The following is a 12,449-nucleotide window of genomic DNA, read 5'->3' as shown; positions in this document are numbered from 1 at the left end:
ATTAATATAAGCCAAATAATCTTTTTTATGGAAAGCAATAGCAAAAACCGAAAATTTGAAACCGATACATTCTCTCTTTTAATTCCTTCTGTTTATACAGATATGCAGGTGGTTTGGGAAAGCATCAGAGCAGCGCACGAACTGCCCGATGATGATTATTTATCATACGCAACAACAACTCTTATTCCTGTAGAATTTTTTAATGAATTTGATGGAGAGAATATTGTTTTGCGCTTTTGGCAATCTAATAAACTAGCAGACGAGGAAATTGAGCTGATAGAAGAAAAGGAAATTCAGGTAGCAGGTCATAGTTCGAATATTCGATTAGTGAAATCAAAAGATGATATTTTCTATTATTTGGCTATTGTTCAGATAAGTGATCAATTTTGTTATATTTTTAAAGGCGATTGCAAAATAGAACATAGAGCTTTCTATGAACCGCTGTTTGAAGCTATTTGGCAAAGTTTGGAGTACTTTGGAAATCATCAGGAAGCAATAGATAAACTGCCTAAATTTTTACAAGATTTTTATTATCATAGAAAATCAGAGAATAATTTTAACGAAGAAGAACAATTAGAGGAAAACAGCATTCTTCCATTTATAGAAGAATTTTCTATTCCGGTAGACGACAAAGAATATTGGATAATAGATGATATTCAATTACAGTTTTTACCAGAATGCAGTGCTTCAGTAAATGGAACTTTGTACGTTAATTTAGAGGGAATTATTCCTGAATTTGAAGAGAAAAAACATAGCTACATTGTTGATTCCTATAACGGAGCAGTAGCATTAAATTTTTCTCTTAGTCAGATATACAATCAAGGAATACCTACTGGTCTAGTTCCTTTTGAGAAAGGTAGAGACGAAAGTTATAATCATTATTTATGGGATCGAGGTTTCAAATATTCGCTTGGTTTTACGGGAAATGTTACTTTAAAAGAGGGATGGATAGGGCTGAATGGGTATCTGGAAGATAAATGGGATCCTAAAAGATATAAAATAAGCTTAGCTAAAAAAATAGCAACACAAGAATTAGAATGGGAAAAGTATGATTTTACAATGTTCAAAGAATTGGAAAAGACATTACCAAAAATTGTACGTCAATTAAAATTAAAAGATCCAGACCCAACCGAATTAAGAGAAGAGCTTCATTCATTAGTTCATTTGGAATCACTTACAATTCAGTTCTCAAACAACAGTAAAGAGGCTGAAGCATTTACTGAAATACCTTCATCAATTAAACATTTTAAGAATTTAAAAAGTTTACATCTTTGGGGTATTGCAGCAATTACCAAATTCCCAGAATGGATTGGAGATCTTCGTGAATTAGAATTTCTATTGCTAACGGGAAGTAAAGTTGAAGGAATTCATCCCTACACCTTACAGTATCTTTCAAAGCTTAAATTATGTTTTCTTGAAAATAACAATTTAGGATCTGCTCCTAAGTTATTACCTGATAATTTGGAGGTTTTACATTTAGAAGGAAATCAACTGACGGATGTTCCAAATTCATATACTCAATTAAAGAATCTTAGAAAACTCCATATTAAAAACAACCCTCTTAAATCCCTTCCTAGTGGACTTGAAAATATTCCAGAACTTGACTTGGAACTGGAGAAAAAAATGACTTTACTTGATTACACCTATAAAGGCGCAGATAACAACGGAGTAGTGCCATATGAAGATGAACTATTCTATGCCCGTAACGATTCGGACTTAAATTCAAACCTTCGAAAAGCTATTGAAGAAAAAGGTTTTCAGGAATATGAAAATGGACTTTCTAAAATTGCTCGTCATGCAGTAAATTTTGCTACTACAATTCCAGATTTATACGATGAAGTAGGAAATAATCGAATAGGAGGGCTTCCTGATTTGCCTGTAAATGTAGATTATCCTACAGTAAAAAGCGATGATGAAAAAAAAGGTTATCAGTTCATTGCCCAAATTAATTGCGCCTCTATTGCTAATTTACAGAATTATCTGCCTCGTACAGGAATGCTTTATTTCTTTATTGAAGATCAGCAGGATTTTGTTCCTAGAGTTATTTTTTATGAAGGGGAAACGGATAATCTAAAATCGGCGAAAGAATTGAATATTGATGAAGAGTTTATCTACGATGAATCTGGCATTTACCAGGCGTTTAAGACCAATTCGGAAAAATGTATAAGTCTTCCATCATTTTATAATGATGAGCATTATTATAAAGACATCGCGCCTGAATTAAAGGAATTAGAAGAGAAATACGACGAAACCGAAGCCTTAAAAGAAGCACTTTTACCTTTTAATACTAAATCTTCTCACGGAATTAATAATTATGTCTTTAAACAACATGATTCGCCTGAAATAGAAGCAGTCAATACATTGAAAGGAAAACAGGAAGAATGGATGGTACTATTGCGTGTAAGCAGTGATAATAATCCGGGCTTTTGTTTTTGGGATGCTGGAGAAATTTATTTTGTCATTCACAAAAGCGATCTGGCTAAAAAAGATTTTTCAAATGTTTATTGCGGATTAGAAACAAGCTAATTCTTCTAAGACGGATTTGCATTATTTTTTAGAAAAATCAAAACGAGTTGGTTTAGTAATTCTGCATTTTGTAGCAACTCACGATAGCTATCGGGATCAATCTGTTGAAAACAGAATTAAAACAGATTATAAAGTTCCGTAGAACGATTTATAAAATCTTAATAACTTAGAATCTTAGTCCCTTAGCATCTTAGAAAAACTCATTAAACTTTCGTTAACAAAAAGTAAGATTCCATTAGCTTATATTTGTAAGACTCAAATTAATCCTAAAGCGTTTTTTATGAAAATCAAATCAATTCTCTATATATTTTTATTCACTATTTTTTCCATTTCAGCATATAGTCAGAAGGTTAGACTGATGAATATCGATCAGCTCAATGAAAGAATCAAAAATGGAAAAGACAGTACGTATGTTGTTAATTTTTGGGCAACCTGGTGTGCGCCGTGTATAAAAGAATTACCACATTTTGAGAAATTAAGTGCCGAACACAAATCAGAAAAACTGGCTGTTTTATTAGTAAGTTTAGATTTTAAATCGAAATTAGAATCAAATGTAATTCCGTTTGTAAAAAGAAAAAATCTTAAAAATGAAGTATTTCTTTTAAACGAAAGCAGTCCGCAGGAATTCATTGACCGAATTGATCCAAGCTGGTCAGGAAGTATTCCGGCAACACTTTTTATAAAAGGAGACAAACGAAAATTTGTCGAAAGTGAATTTACCTATGAACAATTATTAACTGAATATAAAAAACTATAAATCCGTAAACCATGAAAAAAATAATTTTATTATTAGCATTAGCGTTTTCTGCTTTTCTAGCGCAGGCGCAGACAGGAGCAACTCTTAAAGCAGGAGATAAAGCACCAGATTTTAAATTAAAGAATGTTGACAACAAAGAAGTTTCTTTCGGAACTTTTAAAGATGCAAAAGGTTATATCGTTGTTTTTACTTGTAATACTTGTCCGTATGCAATTGGATATGAGCAGAGAATCATCGATTTAGATAAAAAATTCAGACCGCAAGGATACCCGGTAATTGCCATTAATCCAAATGATCCGGAAGCTTCGACAGCAGATACTTTCAGTAAAATGCAGGATTTAGCAAAAGAGAAAAAATATCCTTTTCCATACTTATTTGATCCAGGGCAAAAAATTACTGATGAATACGGAGCAAAACGCACGCCTCATGTTTTTATTATTTCTAAAACAGCAAAAGGAAACGTAGTAGAATATGTTGGAGCAATCGATAACGATCCAGAAGGAAATAAAGCCGATAAAGTAAAATATGCAGAAGATGTAATTGCATCTTTAAAAAGTGGACAAAAACCAGCTGTAACACAAACAAAAGAAATTGGCTGTACAGTTAAAAGAAAAGCAAAAGCTTAATTTTTTTGTTTCAGGTTTCAAGTTTCAGGTTGATATACGATATGTATACATAACCGCAAGGTTCGCAAAGTTTTTACACAAAGCTTTGCGAACTTTGCGTTTTCCATAGATTTTACATATCAAAAAACCTTGCGTGCTTTGCGGTAAGAAAAACACAAAGCATAGCAACCTGAAACTTGAAACCTGAAACCTGAAACAAAATTTTTAAAAATACGAAACGCCCCATTATTGGGGCGTTTTTGGCTAGTATAATGAACAAGTTTACTTTCTATTTTTTATCAATTTTGTAAAGTCTTCCTTGATCGGTAACGGCGTATAATGCTTCATCTTTTCCTTGTGTAATATCTCTAAATCTTTGTCCTTCTCCAGATAATAATCTTTCTTCTCCAGCCACTTTATTGTCTTTAAAAGCTAAACGAACAATATGCTGACCGCTTAAGGCACCTATAAAAAGATTATTCTGCCATTCTGGGACACGTTTTCCTGCGTAGAAAGTCATTCCGCTTGGAGAAACAACAGGATCCCAATAATAAACAGGTTGTTCCATTCCTTCTTTTTGTGTTATCCCGTCACCAATTTTAGCACCGCCGTATTCGATTCCGTAAGTAATCGTTGGCCAGCCATAATTAGCTCCCGCTTTAATTCTGTTAATTTCATCACCACCTCTTGGCCCGTGTTCACTCTGCCATAATTCTCCAGTTGTAGGATGTATAGCCAATCCTTGTGGATTTCTGTGTCCAATAGTATATAACTCTGGTAAAGCACCAGTTCCTGTAATAGTTGGATTTCCTGATGCAGCTTGTCCGTTAGTTGTAATACGAACCACTTTACCCAAACTGCTGTTTACTGCTTGAGCTAAAGGACGCGTTTGTAAAACAGATCTTTCTCCAATACTTACAAATAAATTTCCAGTTTTATCAAATAAAACACGGCCTCCATAATGCAGCGTACTGGCATTTGGTGTGTTAGAACGATAGATAACGGTAACATTTTCAAGAGCAGTTTCATTATTAGATATTCTTCCTTTTGCAACAGCGGTAATATTGCCACCTGCTACTGCTTCAGAAAATACCCAATAAATCATTCTATTTGTTTCAAATGCAGGATCAAGACAAATCCCTAGTAAACCTCCTTGGTCAGCTGGATTAACTGCGGGAACTCCTGTTAAGGCATTACCAATTACTCCTGCTTGAGTAACAATTTTAATATTTCCCGCTTTTTCAGTAACTAAAAGACGTCCGTCAGGAAGATAAGCAACGCCCCAAGGAGCGCTTAAACCGCTGGTGATAACTTTAGATTCAATTTCGGTGGTAGTCTGAATGCTTCCTGCACGTGTTTGTCCGGAAAATGCTGGCTGATAAGAAGTGTTAGCCGTCCCAGTCTCTACAGGTGGCCCTGTTGGCCCAGTATTGGTATTGTCATCATTGTCATTGTTGGAACAACTGCTTAAGGCTAAGACTCCAACAAGAAGTAAAATACTTTTTTGAATTATCATAATGCTTTCATTTTAATGGTTAAAAAATAAATTATGCATTATCGAACATTTCGAAAGAGAAGATTGATTTGGAAATTTATTTAAAATGAAATGGTCAGTTTCTAAATAAATTCTCCTTAATATTTTCAATTAAGAATGCCTAAATGCTTTAAGCGAAGCAAAAGAATTTCAAAAACAGAAATTAAACTTCTTTTGGAAAAGCATTTAGTGGGACATGCTTAATTGAAACGGGAATTTGTAAGAGATTATTGCCAGTAAGAATTGGATTATTTATTTCTTAAGTTAAATTTAACATTCAAACTTTGAAAAGCAATATCGATGGGGTCTTGAATTTCAAGGGATTCTTAAAGACTTTTTAGTTTTTTCATGAAAACAGGAAAAACTTCATTTAATTCGTCAAAAAGAGGGTTTTTACGATTTTTGATTTTGATTTCGCTGAATAATTTTAGTCCGATTGCAAATTGAACAGCTTCAGAATCGTCGGCAAAAATGTTCTTTTCTTTGATTCTGTCAATGATTCCAAAAATTTCATCGTGATTGTCAAATTCGATTCCTAATTCCTTTGCAGGTTCAGTTTCGCCATTTGCATATTCCTTAAGGCTTAAGGTTAAATAATATTTGTTTGATCTTTTTTCCATAATTATTATAATTCTAATTTTATTTTAGCCATTTATCAACCATTGTCTTAAAGGCTTCTTTGTATTGTTCGCCAACCGTAATTTCTATCTTATCGATAAAAATGGAGTTTTTACTGATGGCGCTGATTTTATCTAATGAAACGATGAAAGAGCGGTGTACGCGCATGAATTTTGAAGATGGAAGTTTTTCTTCTAAAGCTTTAAGGGATATAAGTGAGAGTACAGCTTTCTGTGAATCTTCAAGATGCACTTTTACATAATCTTTCAAACTTTCAATATAGCAGATGTCTTTTAAAGAAATACGAACCCATTGGTATTCGACTTTTAAAAAGATAAACTCATCATCTGCAGCAATGTTTTGGAATACATTATTATTCGCTTCTTCATGCAATTGCAACACTTTATTGGCCGCACGTAGAAATTCTTCATAACTAAAAGGCTTTAAAAGATAATCTACAGCATTCACTCGATAACCCTCAATAGCATAATGATTGTAAGCCGTTGTAAAAACAATTTTTGGCAATGGGCCAGCTTGATCTTGTAAAAGTCTTGCCAATTCCATTCCCGTCAAATTCGGCATATTAATATCTAAGAAAACCACATCCGGTTTTTCTTCTCTAATAATACCCATTGCATCTACAGCATTGTCACAGGTAGTAATCAATTCTAAAAATGGCGTCTGGTGAATAAAGGTTTCAACCAATTTCAAAGCTAATGGTTCATCATCTACTGCTATACATCTTAATACGGTCATTGCTCTAAAGTTATTTTCAATTTAATTTTATAAGTTCCATCTGGAGTAACACCAAAAGTCATAAAATGATGATTGGGGTAAATCAGATGCAATCTTCGTTTGGTATTGGTTAAACCAATGCCTCCTACATCGGGAATAGAGACTTTTTCGAAGAAAGTATTTTCTACTTCAAACTCTAAGTCAGTTCCTTGTTGTGTCAATTTTATGTGTATTTCGCTTTTATCAGTGGCATGAACACCATGTTTAAATGCATTTTCTACTAAAGGTAGTAATAACATTGGAACAATTGGATAATCCTGAATTTTTTCAGGAATCTCAGTTGTAATAGTCAATTTGCTGTTAGCACGCAGTTTCATTAAAGCAATAAAATCTTTTAGAAATTCGACTTCTTTTAATAAAGTTGTTCTTTCTCCTTCAGTACTGTAAAGTAAATAACGCATCATACGGCTTAAGGTATGAAGTGCATTTCGAGAATCTTCAATATCAGTATAAGTCAGAGAATAAATACTGTTTAAGGAATTAAAGAAAAAATGCGGATTAATCTGTGCTTTTAGCATTGCCAGTTCAGCCATTGTTTTGTCCTGCTCTAATTTCTGCTTGTGCTGTGCGGCTTTCTGCCAATATTGAAGCATCGCCCAGCTCGTACTGATTCCTAAAACCAACAAAGTGAGGGTCAAAACGTAATTGTCAAAGTAAGGATTTCTATATTTTTTGAATCCTAAGATCAAACTAATTTTATTATGAAGATCGGTCTGTGATGTATAAAAATAAGCAATAAGCTGCATGGCAAAAATGATGACAAGAGCCCAAATCATAAAAGGAGAAATATTGTCTTTAAAGATGGTTTTGGGAACAATGATTCTCGCATTAGAATAAAAAATAACCATTAATAAGAGCAATATAATAATCTGCCAAAGCCAAAATGCACCTGGAAGTATTACATTCCAAGTTAATGGCATGTAAAACAACATGATAAAGCCTAATAATACCCAGCTTAGAATGTGTAATCCGGTAAATAAATAGGGTCTAAAAATATTTGGTGTCATTACAATTTATGATTTATATGGCAATATTACATTTTAATCGAATACAATTTTTTAGCAATCGCCCAACAGGGATTTAGAGTCTCTAAAAAGCGTTTTAGAGCCGATAAGACAAAAATTAAACACTTGTTTAATATTTTAAAAAAGTCCATCGGTTCTAAGGTTGCCTTTATCGATTGTCTTTTGCTCTTCGTCTATTTGAAAATTTTCGTTTGTTATATTTTAGTTCTTTTGTTGTCATATAATCGATAATCACACATTTTTCACAATGAATAAGCAATCATTTTTAAGTATTCTCGCAGCAGCATTTATTATCGCATCTTGTGGTAAAAATGATAAGTCGGCTCAAGCTGGCGGAGCACCGCAGATAAAAGAGTATAAGACTGTGACGTTACAGCAGGAATCAGCGACATTAAACAGCGATTTTCCAGCAAGTATTCAAGGACAGCAAAATATAGAAATCCGCCCAAGAGTTGAGGGGTATATTGACAAAATTTTTGTAGATGAAGGTGCAGTGGTAAAAGCTGGACAGCCTTTATTTAAAATTAGTGCTCCAGAATATGAGCAGCAAGTAAGAACGGCAACTGCAAGTATTAAAAGTGCTCAGGCAGATTTAAGTTCGGCTAAACTGGCTGTGAATAAAGTAAAACCTTTGGTTGAAAAAGGAATCATCAGTAAATATGATTTAGAATCGGCGCAATATACTTATGAGTCAGCTTTGGCGGCTTTGGCTCAGGCAAATGCAGCTTTAGTAAATGCTAAAGTTAATTTAGGATATACTACTGTAACAAGTCCAGTAAATGGAGTGGTAGGTTCTATTCCGTTTCGTTTAGGAAGTTTGGTAAGTTCAAATACTACAGAACCTTTAACCACAGTTTCAAGTATCGGTAATGTGTATGCTTATTTTGCAATGAATGAAAAAACACTATTGAATTTTACTAAAGATTCAGGAGCTTCATTAAACCAAAAATTAAAAAGTATGCCAGCAGTTTCTTTATTGCTTTCAGATGGTTCTGCTTACGATGAAAAAGGACATATTGAAACTGTAAACGGATTAATCAATACTGAAACTGGAACGGTAAACGTTAGAGCGCGTTTCCCAAATCCAAAAGGAATTATCAGAAGCGGAAGCAGTACTACAGTTCGTATTCCAAAAGAAGTAAAAGACGGAATCATTATTCCTCAAAGTGCAACATTCGAACTTCAAGATAAAATGTTTGCAGTTGTTTTAGGAAAAGACGGAAAAACAAGAAATGCTAATATCACAGTACTTGAAAATACGGCAGGAAACTATTATGTAGTAACAAGCGGTTTGCAGGCAGGAGACGAAATAGTTTTAGAAGGAGTAGCTTCTCTAAAAGAAGGAACTGAAATTAAAGCGCAAAAGCAAAGTCCAGAAACAGTTTACGCTGATTTAAAATAAAAAAAGAATGTTTAAAAAATTTATACAAAGACCCGTACTCTCGACGGTAATATCTGTTATTATCGTTATTTTAGGTGTTTTAGGCCTAATTGAGTTACCGATTTCCCAATATCCGGATATTGCGCCGCCAACGGTAAACGTGGCAGCGAGTTATACAGGAGCCAATGCGGATGTGGTACTTAAAAGTATCGTAATTCCGCTGGAAGAGCAGATTAATGGTGTAGAAAACATGACTTATATGACTTCTACAGCAACAAACGATGGTAATGCTTCTATTAAAGTTTTCTTTAAAGTTGGAACCAATCCTGATTTAGCTGCGGTAAACGTTCAGAACAGAGTTTCCAGAGCAACAAGTTTATTACCTGTCGAGGTAACGCAGGCTGGGGTTACTGTAACCAAAAGTCAGAGTAGTAACTTATTGATTTTCTCTTTATATAGTGATGATAAAGCTTACGACCAGACGTTTCTTCAAAACTATGCTAAAATCAATCTTGTACCACAGATTCAGCGTGTAGTTGGAGTAGGAGATGTGACCGTTTTTGGTGCAAAAGATTACTCAATGAGAATTTGGCTGAAACCAGACGTAATGCAGCAATATAAATTGATTCCGAGCGATATTTCGGCAGCATTAGCAGAGCAGAATATAGAAGCAGCTCCAGGTAAATTTGGAGAAAACGGAAATCAGGCATTTCAATATGTTATTAAGTACAAAGGACGTTTAACATCGGCTAAAGAATTCGAGGAGATTATCATTAAATCTGTTGGAAATGGACAGATGCTGCGACTTAAAGATGTGGCTAAAGTAGAGTTAGGATCTTTAAGTTATTCTTCCACAATTAAAACAAACGGTGTAGAATCTGCAGCAATGGCAATCAGCCAGACTCCAGGATCAAATGCACGTGATGTAATTATCAATTCTAAAAAATTAATTGAAGAAGCGGCAAAAAGCTTTCCAAAAGGTATGAAATATACCATCATGGTAGATGTCAACGAAAACTTAGATGCTTCTATTGAGAAAGTAATTCACACTTTGGTTGAAGCATTTATCTTAGTTTTCATCGTAGTTTTTATTTTCCTTCAAGATTTTAGATCGACTTTAATTCCAGCAATTGCAGTTCCGGTTGCGATTGTGGGTACGTTCTTCTTCCTGAATTTATTCGGATTCACGATCAACTTATTGACACTTTTTGCGATGGTACTCGCTATTGGTATTGTGGTCGATGATGCGATTGTCGTCGTCGAGGCCGTCCACGCCAAATTGGATGACGGATACAAATCGGCTAAAAAAGCGACTATTCATGCAATGGATGAAATTTCGGGAGCGATTATTTCGATTACATTGGTAATGGCAGCGGTATTTATTCCAGTAACCTTTATTACGGGATCAACAGGGGTTTTCTACAAACAGTTTGGTATTACACTGGCTGTAGCGATTATTCTTTCGGCAGTAAATGCCTTGACATTAAGTCCTGCTTTGTGTGCGCTTTTATTGAAACCACATGCTGACGATCACAAACATAAAAGCTTTTTACAGCGTTTTTATACATCATTTAACGTTGCATTTGATAATGTAACGCAGCGATACAAACGTTCTGTAAGTTTCCTTTCTGTTAAAAAATGGATTGCTTTAGCTTCTATTATCATTGCTGGTTTGGCATTGGTTTATATGATGAAAACTACGCCGTCTGCTTTCGTTCCTTCGGAAGATCAGGGAACAGTTTTCGCGAATATCAGCTTACCGCCATCAGCTTCTATGGAGCGTTCGGATATTATTGCCAAAAGAGTCGATAGTATTGCGAAGACAATTCCTGGAGTAAAAAATACACTTCGAATTGTTGGGCAGAACTTTACAGCTGGAGCAGGTAGTGCTTACAGTATGGTAATCGTGAAATTATATCCTTGGGATCAGCGTGATTTAAGTGTTGATGATGTAATCGGACAGCTTTTTGCTAAAACAAGCGGTATTCGTGAGGCTAGTATATTCTTTATTTCGCCGCCAACTATTCAAGGTTTTGGACAAAGTGGTGGATTCGAATTCCAATTACAGGATAAAGGAGGGCATACTACTGCTGAATTCTTCAAAGTAAATAACGAATTCTTAGCGAAGTTATCTGAACGTCCAGAAATTCAGTACGCAACAACGCCTTTCAACCCTGGATTCCCTCAGTATATGATGGATATTAATTTAGCGAAAGCGAAAGATGCGGGAGTTTCTGTAAATACAATTCTTTCAACAATGCAAGGTTATTACGGAGGATTGTATGCTTCCAACTTCAATAAGTTCGGAAAACAATACCGTGTAATGGTTCAGGCTTCTCCAGAGTTTAGAGCGAATACGCAGGGATTGAATAAAATCTTTGTTCGTAACAGCGCTGGAAATATGGCACCAATTACTGAGTTTGTAAAAATGACGAGAGTTTTTGGGCCAGAATCTATTTCGAGATTTAACTTATTTACGTCAATTTCGATTACGGGAGCACCAAAACCAGGTTATAGTTCTGGAGATGCGATTAAAGCAATTCAGGAAGTTGCTGCAGAAAATCTTCCAGCGGGTTATGGTTATGAATTCTCTGGATTAACCCGTGAGGAATTAGCTTCTGGAAGTGAAACGATATTCATTTTCGTGCTGTGTTTGGTGTTCGTTTATTTCTTATTAAGTGCGCAGTACGAAAGTTATATTCTGCCATTTGCGGTATTATTGTCAATTCCGTTTGGATTAGCTGGAGCTTATTTGTTCTCGATTATTTTCAAATTGAATAGTAACATTTACTTACAGATTTCCTTAATCATGTTGATTGGACTTCTCGCCAAGAACGGTATTTTGATTGTCGAATTTGCCTTAGACAGAAGACGAAAAGGACTGCCAGTTGTGCAAGCTGCAATTGAAGGAGCAGTAGCACGTTTACGTCCAATTTTGATGACTTCATTCGCCTTTATTTTAGGATTAGTTCCATTGATGTTTGCTTCTGGAGCGGGAGCTGTTGGTAACAAATCGATTGGTACTGGAGCTGTTGGAGGTATGTTAATAGGAACCATTTTAGGGGTTTTCGTAATTCCAGTTCTATTTATCATTTTCCAAAACTTACAGGAAAAGATAAGTGGCCCAGCGAAAGATGGTTATGACGATGACGACGATGAAGAGGAAATTCATTTAATAGAAGCTCACAAAGAGTAAAATTTAATTAAG

The 12,449-nt window shown here is 34.9% G+C and carries 9 protein-coding genes; 5 read left to right on the top strand and 4 right to left on the bottom strand.

The window, feature by feature from the left end; genetic code table 11:
* Positions 1–27: 27 nt before the first annotated feature.
* From P2W65_RS20675 to P2W65_RS20665, 3 genes are all read left to right on the top strand, one after another.
* Positions 28–2,526 (top strand): DUF1963 domain-containing protein, encoded by a 2,499-nt coding sequence (locus P2W65_RS20675; protein WP_289660759.1) that lies wholly within the window; start codon positions 28–30, stop codon positions 2,524–2,526.
* A gap of 280 nt (positions 2,527–2,806) precedes the next feature.
* Positions 2,807–3,283, top strand: a complete 477-nt coding sequence (locus tag P2W65_RS20670) for a TlpA family protein disulfide reductase (RefSeq protein WP_289660756.1) — start codon at positions 2,807–2,809, stop codon at positions 3,281–3,283.
* A gap of 11 nt (positions 3,284–3,294) precedes the next feature.
* Positions 3,295–3,909: a thioredoxin family protein gene (locus P2W65_RS20665; protein WP_289660754.1), complete on the top strand. Its 615-nt coding sequence runs from the start codon at positions 3,295–3,297 to the stop codon at positions 3,907–3,909.
* 268 nt (positions 3,910–4,177) lie between these two features.
* Here the strand turns inward: P2W65_RS20665 and P2W65_RS20660 are convergent, their stop codons facing one another.
* The 4 genes from P2W65_RS20660 to P2W65_RS20645 form a co-directional block, all read right to left on the bottom strand.
* Positions 4,178–5,404, bottom strand: coding sequence for a PQQ-dependent sugar dehydrogenase (locus P2W65_RS20660; protein WP_289660751.1), 1,227 nt, complete (start codon positions 5,402–5,404; stop codon positions 4,178–4,180).
* A 344-nt stretch (positions 5,405–5,748) separates the two neighbouring features.
* Positions 5,749–6,042 (bottom strand): DUF3861 domain-containing protein, encoded by a 294-nt coding sequence (locus P2W65_RS20655; RefSeq protein WP_289660748.1) that lies wholly within the window; start codon positions 6,040–6,042, stop codon positions 5,749–5,751.
* Between the two features lie 19 nt (positions 6,043–6,061).
* Positions 6,062–6,796 (bottom strand): LytR/AlgR family response regulator transcription factor, encoded by a 735-nt coding sequence (locus tag P2W65_RS20650; protein WP_289660745.1) that lies wholly within the window; start codon positions 6,794–6,796, stop codon positions 6,062–6,064.
* Positions 6,793–7,842 carry a sensor histidine kinase gene (locus P2W65_RS20645; RefSeq protein WP_289660742.1) on the bottom strand — a complete coding sequence of 350 codons (1,050 nt, stop codon included), beginning with the start codon at positions 7,840–7,842 and terminating at the stop codon, positions 6,793–6,795. The genes P2W65_RS20650 and P2W65_RS20645 overlap by 4 nt, the downstream gene beginning before the upstream one ends.
* 265 nt (positions 7,843–8,107) lie before the next feature.
* On the opposite strand from P2W65_RS20645, the gene P2W65_RS20640 reads away from it, so the two are divergent.
* Positions 8,108–9,262, top strand: coding sequence for an efflux RND transporter periplasmic adaptor subunit (locus P2W65_RS20640; protein ID WP_289660740.1), 1,155 nt, complete (start codon positions 8,108–8,110; stop codon positions 9,260–9,262).
* A gap of 7 nt (positions 9,263–9,269) precedes the next feature.
* The gene (locus P2W65_RS20635) at positions 9,270–12,437 is read left to right on the top strand and encodes an efflux RND transporter permease subunit (protein ID WP_289660736.1); all 3,168 of its coding nucleotides are present in this window, start codon (positions 9,270–9,272) and stop codon (positions 12,435–12,437) included.
* Positions 12,438–12,449 lie beyond the last annotated feature (12 nt).

It is taken from the genome of Flavobacterium panacagri (assembly GCF_030378165.1).
GTDB classification, from domain to species: domain Bacteria; phylum Bacteroidota; class Bacteroidia; order Flavobacteriales; family Flavobacteriaceae; genus Flavobacterium; species Flavobacterium panacagri.
This window is presented reverse-complemented; position numbering and strand designations above follow the sequence as displayed.

Coding starts and splice junctions, on each gene's coding strand:
- P2W65_RS20675 (WP_289660759.1), top strand. CDS start 28: ATGGAAAGCAATAGCAAAAACCGAAAATTTGAAACCGATACATTCTCT.
- P2W65_RS20670 (WP_289660756.1), top strand. CDS start 2,807: ATGAAAATCAAATCAATTCTCTATATATTTTTATTCACTATTTTTTCC.
- P2W65_RS20665 (WP_289660754.1), top strand. CDS start 3,295: ATGAAAAAAATAATTTTATTATTAGCATTAGCGTTTTCTGCTTTTCTA.
- P2W65_RS20660 (WP_289660751.1), bottom strand. CDS start 5,404: ATGATAATTCAAAAAAGTATTTTACTTCTTGTTGGAGTCTTAGCCTTA.
- P2W65_RS20655 (WP_289660748.1), bottom strand. CDS start 6,042: ATGGAAAAAAGATCAAACAAATATTATTTAACCTTAAGCCTTAAGGAA.
- P2W65_RS20650 (WP_289660745.1), bottom strand. CDS start 6,796: ATGACCGTATTAAGATGTATAGCAGTAGATGATGAACCATTAGCTTTG.
- P2W65_RS20645 (WP_289660742.1), bottom strand. CDS start 7,842: ATGACACCAAATATTTTTAGACCCTATTTATTTACCGGATTACACATT.
- P2W65_RS20640 (WP_289660740.1), top strand. CDS start 8,108: ATGAATAAGCAATCATTTTTAAGTATTCTCGCAGCAGCATTTATTATC.
- P2W65_RS20635 (WP_289660736.1), top strand. CDS start 9,270: ATGTTTAAAAAATTTATACAAAGACCCGTACTCTCGACGGTAATATCT.